General features: G+C 35.0%; 13 protein-coding genes, 2 tRNA genes and 1 pseudogene. 7 read left to right on the top strand and 9 right to left on the bottom strand.

Features of this window, described 5'->3' with window-relative positions; translation table 11 throughout:
* Positions 1–3 precede the first annotated feature (3 nt).
* The 5 genes from BscR1v2_RS08405 to BscR1v2_RS05705 all read left to right on the top strand — a co-directional run bounded on the left by BscR1v2_RS08405 (position 4) and on the right by BscR1v2_RS05705 (position 2,841).
* Positions 4–306: a recombinase RecT gene (locus BscR1v2_RS08405; RefSeq protein WP_078690053.1), complete on the top strand. Its 303-nt coding sequence runs from the start codon at positions 4–6 to the stop codon at positions 304–306.
* A 23-nt stretch (positions 307–329) separates the two neighbouring features.
* Positions 330–794: a hypothetical protein gene (locus tag BscR1v2_RS08400; protein WP_250638027.1), complete on the top strand. Its 465-nt coding sequence runs from the start codon at positions 330–332 to the stop codon at positions 792–794.
* Position 795: 1 nt separating this feature from the next.
* Positions 796–1,416, top strand: coding sequence for a lambda exonuclease family protein (locus tag BscR1v2_RS05715; protein WP_078689727.1), 621 nt, complete (start codon positions 796–798; stop codon positions 1,414–1,416).
* A 127-nt stretch (positions 1,417–1,543) separates the two neighbouring features.
* Complete coding sequence (locus tag BscR1v2_RS05710; RefSeq protein ID WP_010704146.1) at positions 1,544–1,795, top strand: hypothetical protein; 252 nt, start codon at positions 1,544–1,546, stop codon at positions 1,793–1,795.
* Between the two features lie 2 nt (positions 1,796–1,797).
* Positions 1,798–2,841 (top strand): tyrosine-type recombinase/integrase, encoded by a 1,044-nt coding sequence (locus tag BscR1v2_RS05705; protein ID WP_010704145.1) that lies wholly within the window; start codon positions 1,798–1,800, stop codon positions 2,839–2,841.
* 77 nt (positions 2,842–2,918) lie between these two features.
* Here BscR1v2_RS05705 and BscR1v2_RS05700 read toward each other — a convergent pair.
* The 5 genes and pseudogenes from BscR1v2_RS05700 to BscR1v2_RS05680 all read right to left on the bottom strand — a co-directional run bounded on the left by BscR1v2_RS05700 (position 2,919) and on the right by BscR1v2_RS05680 (position 6,727).
* Positions 2,919–2,992: transfer RNA gene (locus BscR1v2_RS05700), tRNA-Gln, on the bottom strand.
* Between the two features lie 67 nt (positions 2,993–3,059).
* A pseudogene (locus BscR1v2_RS05695) lies at positions 3,060–3,816 on the bottom strand (iron ABC transporter ATP-binding protein).
* Positions 3,813–4,763 carry an iron chelate uptake ABC transporter family permease subunit gene (locus BscR1v2_RS05690; protein ID WP_078690051.1) on the bottom strand — a complete coding sequence of 317 codons (951 nt, stop codon included), beginning with the start codon at positions 4,761–4,763 and terminating at the stop codon, positions 3,813–3,815. The pseudogene BscR1v2_RS05695 and the gene BscR1v2_RS05690 overlap by 4 nt, the downstream one beginning before the upstream one ends.
* On the bottom strand, positions 4,756–5,712 hold the full coding sequence (locus BscR1v2_RS05685) for an ABC transporter permease (protein WP_078690050.1): 957 nt from the start codon (positions 5,710–5,712) through the stop codon (positions 4,756–4,758). Before BscR1v2_RS05685 ends, BscR1v2_RS05690 begins: the two co-directional genes overlap by 8 nt.
* Before the next feature lie 94 nt (positions 5,713–5,806).
* Entirely contained in the window at positions 5,807–6,727 is a 921-nt protein-coding gene (locus tag BscR1v2_RS05680) for a siderophore ABC transporter substrate-binding protein (protein ID WP_153301989.1), read from the bottom strand.
* Between the two features lie 355 nt (positions 6,728–7,082).
* Here BscR1v2_RS05680 and BscR1v2_RS05675 point away from each other — a divergent pair, with 355 nt between their 5' ends.
* Complete coding sequence (locus BscR1v2_RS05675) at positions 7,083–9,548, top strand: autotransporter outer membrane beta-barrel domain-containing protein (protein WP_078690049.1); 2,466 nt, start codon at positions 7,083–7,085, stop codon at positions 9,546–9,548.
* Positions 9,549–9,811: 263 nt separating this feature from the next.
* Here the strand turns inward: BscR1v2_RS05675 and BscR1v2_RS05670 are convergent, their stop codons facing one another.
* The 4 genes from BscR1v2_RS05670 to BscR1v2_RS05655 are packed head-to-tail and all read right to left on the bottom strand — an operon-like array spanning position 9,812 to position 13,165.
* On the bottom strand, positions 9,812–10,366 hold the full coding sequence (locus BscR1v2_RS05670) for a biotin transporter BioY (RefSeq protein ID WP_078690048.1): 555 nt from the start codon (positions 10,364–10,366) through the stop codon (positions 9,812–9,814).
* Positions 10,366–11,019, bottom strand: coding sequence for an energy-coupling factor transporter transmembrane component T family protein (locus tag BscR1v2_RS05665; protein ID WP_078690047.1), 654 nt, complete (start codon positions 11,017–11,019; stop codon positions 10,366–10,368). Before BscR1v2_RS05665 ends, BscR1v2_RS05670 begins: the two co-directional genes overlap by 1 nt.
* Entirely contained in the window at positions 11,016–11,696 is a 681-nt protein-coding gene (locus BscR1v2_RS05660) for an energy-coupling factor ABC transporter ATP-binding protein (protein WP_078690046.1), read from the bottom strand. The genes BscR1v2_RS05665 and BscR1v2_RS05660 overlap by 4 nt, the downstream gene beginning before the upstream one ends.
* Positions 11,697–11,737: 41 nt before the next feature.
* A complete protein-coding gene (locus BscR1v2_RS05655; RefSeq protein ID WP_078690045.1) occupies positions 11,738–13,165 on the bottom strand; it encodes an amino acid permease in 1,428 nt (475 codons plus the stop codon).
* Between the two features lie 1,257 nt (positions 13,166–14,422).
* Between BscR1v2_RS05655 and BscR1v2_RS05650 the strand changes: the two genes are divergently transcribed.
* A tRNA-Thr gene (locus tag BscR1v2_RS05650) sits at positions 14,423–14,498 on the top strand.
* Positions 14,499–16,154: the final 1,656 nt, after the last annotated feature.

Below are 16,154 nucleotides of genomic sequence, written 5' to 3'. Positions count from 1 at the left end.
ATAATGACAACTTCTATCGTAGCAACAGTGGCGCAGAAATATGGTTTATCAGAACAAGAATTTTGCAAAAAGATCATAAAGAATTGTATCAATTTCAATATTTCTAAGGAAGATTTTGAAGATTTTATCTACCTTGCCGATAGGTATAGGTTAAATCCTCTAGACAAAGAAATATACGTCATCCCTAAAAGAGGGGGCGGTATTAGTGTGATGACTTCTATTGAAGGATGGCTCAATATCATACGTTCACGTCCTAACTTTAATGGAATGAAATTAAAAAAGAACGCGATAATGAAGGCAAGGTAATTGCTTATGAATGCGCTATATATTTGAAGAACATTAAATATCCAATAGAAATCTCTGAAGAGATGGAAGAATGTAAACGCGACACGGAACATTGGAGAAAATATCCTATTCGTATGTTACGTCATAAGGCTATTACACAGTGTGCACGTTATGCATTCGGTCTTCCTAATATCTATAACGAATATGAAGCTGATTGTATTGATGAGGCTTTTATCAGTGAAGTTAATCACAATCCCCAAAACGAGAGGGTATCTGATGAAGTGCTTGCACAAATCAGAGAATTAATGGAACAAACAAAAACAGAAGAAAAAAAGGTACTCTCTTTTGCAAAAGTCGCAAGCCTCACAGAAATGTCTCATGAGACGGGGCAAATTATTTTAGAAGGTTTAAAGGAAAGGCAACGCTTCCAAATGGAAGAAGAGCAACAAACTTTGCCTTCACCAAAACAACCACACACACCAACTCAACAAGATCTACCAGGGGTGTGATATGGAACAAAGAACACCAGAGTGGTTTCAAGCTCGTTTAGGTAAAGTCACAGCTTCAAATATTAACAGCATCGTTGATAAAACAGCTAAAGGCTCACCTACAAGTAAATATGAAGAGTACAAACTCAAACTCATTGGAGAACGCTTAACGGGCATAACAAGTCTATCTTATGAAACACATGCTATGCGATGGGGACGTAAATATGAAGACAGTGCAATTCAAAAATACAGCCTTAGACGTTTGGTTACTGTCACACGGTGCGGATTTATTCCTCATCCGACAATTGAAATGGCAGGGGCTAGTCCTGATGGTCTTATTGGTGATGAGGGGCTCATAGAGGTCAAATGCCCTCAACTAACAACGTATACACGTTTTTTGCTAGATAGTGAAATCAAGCCTGAATATATCTTACAAATGCAATTCCAAATGGCTTGCACAGGGCGAAAATGGTGTGATTTTGTTAGCTACAACCCCTTGTTTGTAGATAAATCACCTCACTTATGTATCAAAGTTCAACGCGTTCAACGCGATGATGAGCAGATTGAACGTATCAATAAGGCTGTCGAAACTTTTTTAGAAGAAATAGAACAAGAAACGCGTGTCTTTACGCAAGCTGCTTAACCCCATAGGGGGTGCTTTTTTCCTCACGTCTCCTTCTAAAGCGCCCCCACCCAATTTGAAATCACTTTCACACACATGCACACTTTTCACCACAGGTGGGGTGCACTCAAAATTAAGGAAATTTAACATGGCTCATCGCTACCCTACTATAACACAGCCAGCCATTGCTCGGGCTTTACGAGAGGCTAAAAAGCAAGGTTGTGAGTTAATCGAAATCAAACCAACCGGTGAACTCTTAATTTATCTCAAAGCAATAACAACACCATCAACTAAAGACTGTAATCTCTTTAACATTGATGATTTTCCTCCATTGGAAGATGAGCAAGGAGAATATAATACTCAAAACACTTGCCGTTCTGTTGACGGTATTAAGTTCTAGTCATGCCTAAACCACGGCCTCCCCACCTTATCAAAGAAATTACGCGCCATGGTAAAACCATATGGTATGTGCGTATCGGGCATGGTCAAAGGTATAGGGTATACGGAACTTATGGAACGCAAGAATTTGTTGACAATTATACACTTGCTCTCAAAGAAGCGCAAAACGGCCTTCCAAGACAAATAAAACGTACTAGACTTATGGAAGGTTCTTTTGATTGGCTGATGCACCAATATTTGCAAAGTATGCAATGGCATAATCAAGCGGAATCAACCAAAAAAGTTAAACAAAGAATCCTAAATAATATTTCTCAACATATTGGTACTTGTTCCTATAAAAGTATAGAAAAACAGCATATTCTTGATGCGGTAGAGAGAAGACGTGAGACTCCTGCCGCTGCAAGGCATTTTTTGACAGCCTTAAATGGTCTTTTCAATTGGGCAGTTGATAATTCTCTTTTGCACAGAAACCCTGCCTTTAATATCAAACCACCCAAATCCTTTAATACAGAGGGTTTTTCTCCATGGTTAGAAGAAGACATCGATAAATATCATCAACGATGGCCTCTTGGAACGCATGAACGCGTATGGATTGATGTTCTTCTCTACACAGGCTTACGACGGGGAGATGTTGTGCGCGTCGGTTGGAAGGATGTAACGGATAATATTATTCATTTAAAGACAGAAAAGAGCAAGTTCCAAACAGATGTGTTTCTTCCCATTTTACCTGAGTTAGCAAAAACTCTTGAAGCCGGTCCCATCGGAAATGAGACATTTATTTGCGGGAAAGAAGGAAAAAAACTTACTAAAGAAAGTTTTGGCAATCTGTTTAGGAAAGCATGTAATGCAGCGGGAATAAAAAAATCAGCCCATGGTTTGAGAAAATTAGCCGCAACAAGAGCTGCCAATGCAGGAGCTACTGTTTCACAACTCAAAGCAATTTTTGGATGGACTGAAGACGATATGGCATCACTCTATACAAAGACAGCTGATAGAAAACGACTCGCCATAGAAGCAATTAAAAAGCTTCAAAAAGGTGCGGGATAGTGCACAAAAAAACTTAATAGAATCAATGGAATCAAAAATCCCTAACTTCTATATAACTCATTGATTTTATTGATATTTGGCTGGGGAACCTGGATTCGAACCAAGATTAACGGAGTCAGAGTCCGCTGTTCTACCATTAAACTATTCCCCAACATGCAACTTTCATTGTTTCTAGCAGATTTTAAAGTGTGTGCAAGTTTAAAAGAAGAATCTTAAAATTATTGATAATAGAGAGCTATGGGCACATTATTGATTGTTTTTACTTGAATATCCATATCATAAATCTCTTTGAGAATTTCTGGACGTATAATTTCTTTTGGGTTGCCACAATAAGCTGCTTTGCCGTCTTTGAGTGCAACAATCATGTCTGAATAAGATGATGCAAAATTAATATCATGCATGACAAGAAGAATGGTTTTTTTTAATTCATTGGCAGTACGGCGTAATTGCTTCATTATGGAAACGGAATGTTTCATATCAAGATTATTCAATGGTTCGTCTAATAATACATAATGAGTATCTTGACAGATGACCATTGCAATAAAAGCTCGTTGACGCTGCCCCCAGAAAGTTCATCTAAAAATCGTGTTTTTAGATCTTGTAAACCCAGATATCGAATAGCACTGTCAATGAACTGTTTATCTTCATTATTATACCGACCTTTTGAATAAGGGTAGCGTCCAAAGCTCACTAAATCATATACGGTTAAGCGGACGGACAAAGGATTATCTTGGCGCAAAAGTGAGAGTTTTTTAGCTAAAACATCATGGGGAGTTTTATAAATATCAAGACCATCGATGTTAATTGTACCTTTGTCACTTGGCAGAAGACGTCTTATCATCATTAAAAGAGTTGATTTTCCAGAACCATTGGGACCAATAAGAGAAATAATCCCCCCTTTGGTAGCTGAAGGCATAAATTATCAATAACCAATCTGGCTCCATAAGTTTTGGAAAGATGATTGATTTCAATCATTTGAATTTTCCCTTCATCAACAAAGTTAAGAAAACAATACCACCACAACATTCAATAATAAAACTTAAGCGTCCTCCCATATTTAAGAATTGTTCTAAGATAAATTGTCCACCAACCAAACAAATGATGGCCAATAATATTGCGATTGGCACAACAACACTGTGTTTTGCCTGAGGTGATAATTCATAAGCCAAATTAGCCACTAACAATCCAAAAAATGTGACTGGCCCAACAAGTGCTGTCGAAATGGATACAAGAATAGAAACAAAAATGAGAATAACTGTAGCACTTTTGCGGTAATCAACTCCAAGATTAAGAGCAGCTTCATGCCCGAGAGCAAGAACATCAAGCAAATAATGCAAACGCCAACCAATCAAGCTAATGATGAGGACAATGATTGTAGAAAAGCTTACTAATGATGTATTTAATTTATTAAAATTCGCAAACATGATGTCAGTCAAATTCATCATTTGATCTGGGTTGAGTTGTAATTGCATAAACATACGCAAGCTGAAGAAAAATCCGCCTAAAACAACGCCAATTAATAAAGTAAGATGAAATCCTCTAAGGTTTCCTGAAAATAGAAAATGGAAAAGACTTATTGAAAAAACAATCAAAATAAGTGCTTCAAAAATAAATTGTCCTTCTTCATTCAAAAAGGGTAAAGAAAGAGAACCAAGATAATAAAGAGTGGCAGTTTTAATTAAAATATAAAGTTGATCAAACCCCATAATAGAGGGAGTAAGAAGACGATTGTTAATAATTGTCTGAAATAAAACAGTAGAAACAGCTATTGTATAAGCAATAAGAAGAAGAGAAACTAATTTTGTTAAACGAAATGTCCACGTATAAATAGTTATGTTCCATGTCATATAAAGGCTGCTTACAACACATGCTATGACAATAAGCGTTGTTAATACGAGAATAGTTGCTTTCTTTTTACCCAAAACGTTTTCTCCAGTGTAAAAGAAGCAAAATGAAAATAAAGCTGCCAATAACACCCATCATTACGCTGATAGGAATTTCAAAAGAATGGTGAATAATTCTCCCTAAAAGATCGCAAATTAGTACCATTCCTGCGCCACTAATTGCCACCCAAGGAGCACTACGGTGCATATTATCGCCTTTGTAACTTGAAACAAGATTTGGAACAATGAGTCCAACAAAGGGAATACGACCAACTGTGCAGATAACCACAGCAGTAATTAACGCAATGATAAAGAGCCCCCACAACATGACTGCACGATAATTAAGGCCAAGATTGTTGGTTAAATCTTCTCCAAGACCAGCCACTGTAAAGCGATCGGCAGTAAAATAGGCAAGTATGCATAAAGGAAGGGATAACCATAACAGTTCGTATTTTCCATCAAGAATCATTGAAAAACTACCAAACAAATAAGCTTGAAGGGAAGGAAGTAGCATTTCATAATCGGCAATAGCGTTGGTTAAGGAACCAATAACATATCCCAACATAATTCCTGTAAGTGGTACAATGAGGGTAGATTTTAAAGGGATCTGGCGTAATAAAAACATAAAGAGTAATGTGCCAGCCATGGCAAAAGTTGTAGCAACAGCCATTTTCCCAAGAACAGGCATATTGGGAACAAAAATCATAACAAAAAGAATACCAAGTGATGCAGATTCGACAGTTCCAGCAGTTGAAGGTTCAACAAAACGATTACGCGTAAGAAGTTGCATAATCATACCTGAGAGTGCAAGCGCCATGCCTGCTAAGAGCACTGCAGCTGTGCGGGGAATACGTGTTTGCCAGAAAAGAAGCCACGCATTCGGATCTCCTGAAAATAGGCTAGAAGGTGTTACATCGGAATAACCAACAAAAATACTTACGACAGAAAGTAAAACAATAACTATTATGGCTATCCAGTAACTTTTCATACTGAACTTCCTTTAAGAAAAATGAAAATAGCAGAGGTTAAAACAACCTCCGCTATTAAATTTTATTTTTATGGTAAGCAAGTTATTTGTAAAATTATTTACTTTTTGCAAAAGCTTCGTTGAGTTGTTTTGCTGCTTCATATAATCCGGTTAGACCACCACTTGCTCGATACCAACTCCAAGAATCCAGATAGATGATCTGGTTTTGTTTCCAAGCTGTTATACGGTGAATAAGTTGATTGTCGAGAAGTTGTGCTGCAGATTGTCCTTCCCGCCCGATTGCAGCATCGCGATCAATAACCAATAACCAGTCAGGATTTGTGTCGAAAATAAATTCAGGTGAAATGAGTTGTCCATGCTTTTGCACAATCAGTTTATCTGTTGCAGGAGAAATTCCAAAACTAGAATGAAGGATATCAAAACGTGATTTAGGGCCCAAAGCACTTATTTTTCCACCAGAGGTCATAAGTATCAGCCCTGCGCCTTTCCCTTCGGTGTTTTTGCGAACTTTTGCTAATATTTCATTGAGTTTCTTGATTTCTTGTTCAGCTTCTTGTTCTTTGCCAAAAATTTTTCCAAGGATAGTGATATTGCGTTCGATGTCTTTAAGAGAGTTTTCATTTCCTACTGTCAAGTCAATAGTTGGGGCAATTTTTGATAAATCTTTATATTTGGATTGAGTACGTGAAGAGATGATAATAAGGTCAGGCTGAAAGGTGGCAATTTTTTCATAATTTGGTTCAAAAAAAGTACCAATTTTTTCATAACGTGCATCATCAAAATGTTGCAGATATACAGGCTTTTTGCCTTCAGGAACCCCGACTGTTACATTGATACCAAGGTGGTTCATATTATCAAGTGATGCAAGATCAAACACTACAACTTTTTTGGGAGAAGCGGGAATAGACGTAGAACCTGAAGCATGCTCAATGGTTACATTTGCCCAAGAAAAAGTCGCAAAACTCATTATTGCAGTCAAAATAGACGCTACTCGTATTATATGTTTTGGAATCATTGTTTTATCCTTTTCCTTTAAAATACTAGAACCCATAATGAGACTTTTTTTACACACAATTAAAATAAAGCATACCATATAAAGCACATTATGTTGTAAAGCAGCTCAAAATATGTTATGGGCCCTTTCTTGGTTATTTAGTATTTTTGTAAATTATTTCTATTTATTTCTGTCGGGATAATCAAATGATGATCACAGTGCTTAAAGACCGTAGGTGTTTGTGTGTTTTTACAGTAAGTGTTCTTTGTTTTTTTCAAAATATAGATGTTAATGCGTACCAACACCAACGTGTACGTACTTTGTTACAACAAAGACAATCTTCACAAGCAAAAAAGTTGATGCAGGAAGTGGTACTGTGATTATCACCAATATGGGCTCCGAAGATCCTTTCCATTTTATATCTACAATAATGCAAGTGATAGTAGGTAACAGAAAACAACCAACGGGTGTAATACAAAATAGTCAGGTTAAAGACTCACTCGAGCAGCTTAAGGTTGATAACGGTGGGATGATTGCAATAAGTGACGGAGTAGTTCATACAAGTTCTCCTGGAATGAATGTGGCTGTTATATCAGTCAATACAGGTTCAAGTGTCAGTTTGGTTAGAACAGATATTAGCATGCTAGGGGATTCTCAATTTAATGATCGTAATAGTGGTTTGTTTACTTCTTCTGCTGCCACAAGTACGATGAATGGTGGGTCAATTGATTTTATAAATGGAACAGGTGTCAGATCGTTTTTAGGAGGTACTACTGATTTAGATGGAGTGGAAATTAATGGGCATGGTACTAACACAGAGAGTGTGAAAAATAGTATGGCTTTTCATGCAAGTCTTGGTGGTTGGATTAATTTTAGGAATGGTAGTGTTGATGTTATTCGTGCACACGGTTTTTTAATTGACAATGCGCCTTTTGATCTTTCTGCAAGGGGAGGTGCAGGTGCATCGCCTATCGATCCTAGGATTAGTAAGGTTAATGTTGAAAATTCAACCATCTTAGTGAAAGGTGAAGCATCTTATGGTATATTCTTCCATAGAAAACCAGCCCAAGAGAGAGGACAAACAGGGGGGGTTTTATCGGGGCTTGTTTCCTTTAAAAAAACAACTCTCCTTGTTCCAGATAATACAGCTATTTATAATGATAGAACTGAAGGTCATGTTGCCTTATTAAGCTCAAAGATTTCTGGCGATTTATTATTAGAAGCTAAAAATGGATCTTCTGTAACAGTTATGGCTGATGCTTCTTCACTAAGTGGTGGTGCTCGCGTTTTTGATGAAAGTACTGGTGAACTTTATTTAACTAACGGTTCGAGATGGATTATAACAAGAAGTAAAACTCAAGATCCACAGTGGTCATCTGTTTCATATGTGATGGTTAAAGATAGTGCTATTGTTTTTGAAAGACCAACTTCAGACGATTATCAAACACTGCGTATTGGAAAAGGATCAGGTGAGGCTTACAATGCAAAAGAGGGTGGTGCACAGATTTATCTTAACGTATCTTTGGAAGGTGGTAGCCGCTCAAGTGATCAAAAATCTGATCGAATTTTGATTTATGGTGATGTTTCTGGAAAAACTACGGTTCATGTGCTTGGTATGTCAGGCCATTTAAGAGAAAAAGTGAGCACAGGTAAAAATGATCCGGGTATATCCATTATACAGGTTTCTGGAAAAGCAAAGCAAAATTCTTTTGTACTAGATTCTAATTATGTTGTGCTGCCTAATTTTCCTTATCAATATCATCTTATTGCATATGGTCCTGGTTCTAAATTTGGGAAAGCGGATCCTCGGCAAAGATTGGTTGAAGGTAAGGGAGATTTTTGGGATTTCCGTCTTGAAAATAAATATATCAAGTTTGGGGTTAAAGCGGTTATTCCACAAGTTCCAACTTATCTGCTTTTGCCCAATGCTTTGTTCTATGCTGGGTTGATAGATATCAACAATCAAACTGAGCTGTTAGGGACAATGGTGACATCATTTGATCCATTTTTTAATGGAAAGCCGGCTTTTTTCGTACGTGGTTATGGTGGTAGTCACAACTACACTTCTGACTTATCTACTTTAGAATATGGCTATGGCGGCAAGTTTGGTTATCACGCAATAGAGGCGGCTGCTCTTTTGAATAGGTTAGAGAGTGAACAGAGTAGCACGTTTATTGGGGTTATAGGCACTTATGGTAAATTGTCACTCCAACCCCAAGATGTTGAAAAAAGTAAGAAAAGCAATTTTGATCAGTGGTCTGTAACGGCTTATGCTAGTTTGCAGCATAATATGGGATTTTATATTAATGGCCTTTTATCATACGGTTTATCTCGAGGAGATGTAGAAACACTTGCACGAGGTAAAACAGCAAGAATAACGGGCAAGCCACTGCGTGCAGCTTTAACAGGTGGTAAAGCTTTCTTAACTGGACATGAAGGCCTTGTTTTTGAGCCACAGATGCAGCTTATCTATCAATATTTGATGTTTAATTCCACGCGGGATATTGGTGGTTTTGATATTAAAATGGGATCTCCTAGCCAATTAACAACGCGTTTGGGTGGGCGTCTTACCAAATTCCTTACTAGAATTGGAGAGGGGCGTTCAGTGTCCTTCTATGGCAAGCTGCATCTTATGGGCAACTTTGGAGGAAAGCAGTTTGTGCAATTCAAAGATACATTCCAATTAGGTGCGTTTGGTTCTTCTATGGAAGCAGGTGTGGGTGTGCAGGCTCAGTTGTCATCTCAAATAGCTCTGCATGGTGATGTGGTTTATCAGCAAAAATTAACTAAAGCTGGTTTTTCGGGAAGTACTTTCTCAGGAGGGCTACGTTATCGTTTCTGATCTATATTAATGTTATACCAAGAAGCCTTCTTGTTGGTATTTTAATTCTTTGATAACGTAAAGCTTGCATATCAACCTTTTTATTCAACGTAATGTCAATATCGCTTAACTTATTGATTAAAGCACAATTTTTCTAGAGCATGAATAAAAGCGAGTGGTAAGAGTAACTAAAATATACTTTTGAGATAACGTTAACAGAACTTCAATATATCTATAGCTTTTAAAGAAAAAGTTTTGCAAATATACCTAGCAATAAATATTAGCTACTCTTCTTTTGAATGAATCAGAGGAACAGATTTTTTAATTGTAATTGCTATAGAAGATGCAATCAGAACTTTCAAAAAATCACCTATTAAAAAACCTAGTGAGCCCATCAAAGCTGCTAACAAAGAAATCTTAGTAACATAAGCTAACCACAATATTCCAAAAAGGTGCACAATCCCAAAACCACCTATAATATTTATGATTACTAATGTTATAAAATTTAACCGCAGCCAAAACAATTGGACCATAAAGCCAATAAAAAATGCAGCAATTGGAAAGCCAATCAAATAGCCACCTCCCGCTCCTAAAAAGCTACCAATGCCTCCACGTCCGCCAGCTAATAAAGGTAGACCAATGGCAACAAGTAAGAGAAACAATACTGATGCTAAAGCCCCTCTTTTTGCCCCAAGTATAGATCCAGCTAACATTGGCCCCATAGATTGGGCAGTAATGGGAACCCCATTTAAAAAGGGGAGAAAAATAGGAGGGAAAAGACCTAAAACTGCATAAAGAGCAACAAATAGAGCAATATAAGCCAGATCTTTCGTATTCATCAAACTATTCTTTCAATATGAGTATTCCCATCATCCTTAGAAAGTGTATCATCAATATTACTATCATAAGAACGAGCTTCTAATGCCTCACCAACCTCTGAAGCCATTCTTATTATTCGTATAATTACAGGTATTGCAAGGGCTATAATATTTGTATCCAATCCGCGTGCTTTTTGTGCTTCACGTACCTCATTGAATTTTTCACTAACAACTGGAATAAATCTGATTGCCATAGATAAAACCATACTCAATTTTGATGGATTAATACCAAAGCGTCGGAAAGGTTGAAGTCCTGATTCAATTGAATTCATCATATCAGAAACTTTGGTTGTAAATGAGATAAGTGATGCTAGAGGGATAAGAATGATAAAATGCAGTATAACTTCAAAGCCTATCAGCCAATTATTAAAAATAGCTTGAAAAATAAATATAAAAACTAAAAACAAGCTCATCAGTTTAAGCTGTCTTACCATATTGCTCAAAGGAATCTTAGCAATTCTATATAATAAAACCACTGATAATAAAAACAGGCACAAAATAGGTATAGATGAAACCATAGATATAATGGTTCCACATACAGTAAGGAAAAGTAATTTAACTCCTGGTGGAAGCTTGTGAATAAATGTATCCCGTGGAAGGTATAGACTGATCATGACATTTTCATCATATATTCTTTGATAGCAATCGAAGGCACGTCATCAACAACTATTTCCCCTTTATCAAAGACTAATACTCTATCAAATTTTTTTAAAAATTCTAAATCATGCGATACAACAATTGCTGTTTGTGGCAATTCTTCTATAACTTGCGCAACTTTGCGTTTATTACGTAAATCGAGTAAAGTTGTTGGTTCATCAAAAATAATATAGTCTGGTTTCATGACTATCACGCCTGAAATAGCGATTAATTGTTTTTGACCACCACTTAATAAATGTACTGCATGATTTTTGAAGTTCTGCAGATCATAACGCTGTAAGATCTCATCAACACGTTGCTTGATTTCTTCCTTACTTAATTTCAAATTTTTAAGGCCAAACGATAAATCCTCGTGCACCAATGGTAACACGATTTGATTATCGGGATTTTGAAAAACAAATCCTACTTTACGTTTTACTGCTTTTGCATCGCGTTTTGTATCCAGTCCATCAACGCTCACAAAACCATTTGACGGAAGTTGTAAACCATTAATAAGGCGAACAAATGTACTTTTTCCAGAACCATTTGCACCAATGATTGCAATTCGTCTTTCAGTAAGCTGTACAGTGATATTTTTTAAAACACACAAATCACCAAAGACTTGCGTCACCTTATCAAATTTTATTATCCCCAATATCTATTCCAATCAATTCATTGATATTGCCTTTTTTAGAGTTATCGCTTCAGTTTATACGCTAACAATAAAAGTAAACACCATATGGGAATGATAACAACTGCCAAACTCATATCAGGCATGTGTGCAGGGATGTATGATTCAATAAAGGTTTGTCTAATTCCCATTGTGTTAAAAAGTTGGATCATTAGCCCATTTTCTCTAAAACCACTTGCAAACATAATGCCAAACAAAACTGCAAGAAAGCCAAGGCAAAGATAATTTGCGTAAGGATATAAACCAAATCCATAAACAAACGGATCTTTTTTGTCTTTATGCGCTTTTCGAAATTTCAAATGAACAATAATAATAATAGCCCAAGTAAGCGCTGCTGTCGCAGTTGTAATGCTCATAATATGGATAAAAATATTCTCTGGTATAAAGAAATTAATAATAACTATCACTGCAGTACAAACCGATGAAAAAAGGATGGCGATATAAGGAACACGAGCAGCATTTAATTTACTAAAGATACGTGGTGCATTTTTTTGCGCAGCTAAACTATAAAGCATACGCCCATTGGAATACATGCTACTATTGTAAACTGAAATGGCAGCTATAATCACTACAAAATTCAGAATATGACCAGCTGCAGGAATGCCGATTGTTTCAAAAATAGCAACAAAAGGACTACTGTCTTTTCCAATCATATTCCATGGCATTATCATCATAATGACGCTAATAGAACCAACATAGAAAATAATGATCCGCCACATCACCTTACGGATGGCCGTTGGAATTGTTTTTTGTGGATTTTCAGCCTCTCCAGCAGCAACACCAATAAGCTCTATTCCCCCAAAAGAAAACATTACTATAGCAGTAGCTAGTGCAACCCCCATTGCCCCATAAGGAAAGAAACCACCATGATCCCAAAGATGGTGAATGCTTGCTTGAGAGCCATTCATTCCAGTGACAATAAGAAAGATTCCAAAAACAATCATACCAACAACAGCAGCTATTTTGATAAAAGCTAAACCAAATTCAAACTCTCCATAAAGGCGAACATCAATAAGATTAACCAATGTAACAAGTACAAGAACAATAAAAGCTGATTTCCAGTGATCAATTAAGATCCAGTGGTCAAGATATAAACCAATGACTATAAGTTCAGTCATACTCACAACAATATAAAGAAACCAATAATTCCAACCTGTGATAAAACCGGCCAAATGTCCCCAATATTTATAGGCAAAAAAACTAAAAGCACCTGAGGTTGGTTCTTCTGCTAACATTTCCCCTAACATTCGCATAATAAAATAGACAATCAATCCTCCAATAAGATAGCCTAAAATAATTGAAGGGCCGGCTAATTGAATAGCTTCTGTTGATCCATAAAAAAGACCCGTTCCAATCACGCCTCCTAAAGCAATCATTTGAATATGGCGACTTTGAAGACTACGCTTCAATTCATTGTTTTTTTCTTCAAGCATTATTATTTATTACTCTTGTGGTATTTAACTTTTATAAAATAGCCCAATAATATAACTATTTCTGTTAACGCGTTATATGGATATTCCGTTAAAATAATAAAATCGGATAGGCTCCTTGTATTCTTTATTTGAATTAACGATATTCATATTGTCAATTTTGTCATATTGACTGTTATAATATCAATCGTTGATATTGATAGTGCATACTGTGCGAATGCATCATATGGGCTACAACACAGTTAGATCAAGTATTGGTGTAGATCATGAAAAGCTTCTTTAAAATCTATTATCTTTAACAACTACAAATTAAAATCCTCTATTTTTGAATGTATGTACTATCTCGTAATCACTATAGATCTATTAAGAAACGCTGAGTACTTAGTTCTGATTAATTTGAAAATATGAAGTTGCGCACAATTTTCATTCCCAATCCTTATTTTATGGAAAATCTGTACGGAAGGGTACCAAATACGCTGGAATGGTTAAATTGTCTATAACCATCATGAGGTTATTTCTAAAAAAACTTCTTTGTATTTTTGAAAATACTGTAATCTTCCCTACAAACAATATATCCAAAAATGGTATAATGGCTGACTTTTGTAAATGTGATATTTATAAAGTAATAATAAGAATATAAATCTTGTAAAGACAATAAAATTCTCTTTAAACTGCATCAAATAAATAATAAAAATATAAAGTTACACTAAAAGATTATTCATTTTATAGTTTTTTACAAAGTATATCTTTTAAAAACAAATATTTATCACAATTATGTGGAAGATATACACGCTAATTTCAGTAAAAATAATTTAAAATTTTTACTCGACGAAAATTTTGAAAAAACTTCATTCTTTTTAAGCTAAAAGTTTCTTTAAAGCATTAAATCTTTTAAATATTGCATCCAGTTTTTTCATTTTAAAATGCTTAGATCAAGAGAGTTTTTTCACTTTTAAAATACAGATATTTTTATACTTCATAAAAGCATTTAAACATTATTTTGCCACTTTAAAAGCGTAATCTCTTTTTACATTTTTCAAAGTGGGGTGTAATTGTAAATTGAGTAAAATAGTTTGTTTGTGTTTTATACTACCAAAAGCAAAAGATACGGCTTTATTATTAATTCCCGTAAATCTCCTTTTTCAATTCCAATAATGGTTGAGTCTTGTGAATTCTTATAAAAAATTTGCATACTTGCTTTTGCGCATACTTTTGGTTATTACCCTCGAACTGATTTTGATGATTAATGAATAAATCTATGCCGCATTAGCTCAGTTGGTAGAGCACATCATTCGTAATGATGGGGTCGCTGGTTCGAATCCGGCATGCGGCACCATTTTTCATCTTTAGCATATTGTAATATATAGATTTTTTCTTGAATTGATAATTTTTAGCCCACCTTTTCAATCTACTTATTACGGTTGATTACAGCTGATAAAATTTTCATTTGCTCTGCATTTTTCTTTGATGTGAAAGCCAGTATCTCTTTTTTGCTCTATTTTGACTGGTTCTATTTGAGTATGGTGCAAAAAATACCTTTTAAATATCCAATTACCCATGATCGCTTTAATACGCTGAAGGCTAAGCATATTTGAGCTGTTTTTGATCTTGTGACATATTTATTGCCATCATTAATATATTTCATAACCTTTTTATTTTTACAAAAATTAGGTAAAAACATTTAAGAATAATCTTTCATATAATGTGAAGGGGTTGCATTAAGATTTGCATTTATGCTTTGTTTAGTTTTACCAAAAGGTATCAATAGTTTTACTTAATGTATTTTATCTGATTGATTATCTCACTCTATGAATGCGCTGAACCTTGGTGTTGATTAGTATGTGGACTACAATCGTGGTTCATGAAATTGTGTTTTTTGCACTCTGTGCGAATTATTTTAATTGCATTGATAAGATAAATCAAAGTTGCTGTTGCTATTCTAATCATAAAACACTGGCGCGCTGGTTTGACTTTTATGAATATCTTATTATCAACCGGTTCATTAAAATTTTGAAAAATTAAAGATGCGTTTGTGAAAAAACAAAAGTAGGATTATAGAGTTTCCTATAACTTTAAAGAGATACCTTTGAAAGGATTATGCCCTCACTGTTGAGATGTGGCAAAAGTTTTCTACGATAAAAAATGACAAGAAAAGCAGAAAAACTTGTTTATTTTTATTGAGAGAGAATGAATTGCCAAATAACGCTTCATATAAGCTTTATATATTGACGATTTAGTTTTGAAATAATGATAAGCTACTTGAATATCTAATAAAGTTAAAGAGAGCGCAAAACAATATTCATCATTCTAACGTAATATGATGAGTAAGTTTTTAAGAGTTTTAAAATAGTCCGATACTCTGTTGTTTTGTACTGAAGTACAAAAATATTGAAATACGACTAAAAAATTAATGTGACTGCTTTGTATGCAAATAATAAGGCTTATAAAAGCGCTCTCCAAAATCATTAGGATAAAATCAAAAAGGTTTTATAGATTGTCCAATCTTTATGATTAAAAACCTAATAAAACAGTACAAAAAACAGTCAAATTATTTCTGTTACAAAAAATCATGATAAAAAAGTTAGTGTGTTTTAAAAGAGCAAATCCACGGAAATTGCAGTGAAAAATATTATTAAGTTTTATGCGATTTATAGATGGCTCTATTTTAGTTTTCTATATCCTGTTGTGCAGAATTATGAAAATCTTGAAAAAAAGGACTATAAAATTCTAATTAACATTATAAGGATAATAAAAAGGCTTAATTAAAACGTCAAAATGAAATTCTAAATACTATTAAATTGCAATAATTCTGATAGATTTTGGAAACTCCAAATCCTTTAAGATTTTGGATTTGTTATTGAAAGCTTACTATTCTAGGTTTGAATGAATTTTGCTACTTATGAGGGAAAACACACGAGATAGAATTGAGCTGTTAATAGGCTGGATCATTATCACGGATAATAAAATATAAACACCAAATTGTTTTTAATTC

Source organism: Bartonella schoenbuchensis R1, from assembly GCF_002022685.1.
In the GTDB taxonomy this organism is placed as follows: Bacteria; Pseudomonadota; Alphaproteobacteria; order Rhizobiales; family Rhizobiaceae; genus Bartonella; species Bartonella schoenbuchensis.
The sequence above is the reverse complement of the archived record's forward strand: the minus strand, read 5'-3'. Positions and strand labels throughout refer to the sequence as shown.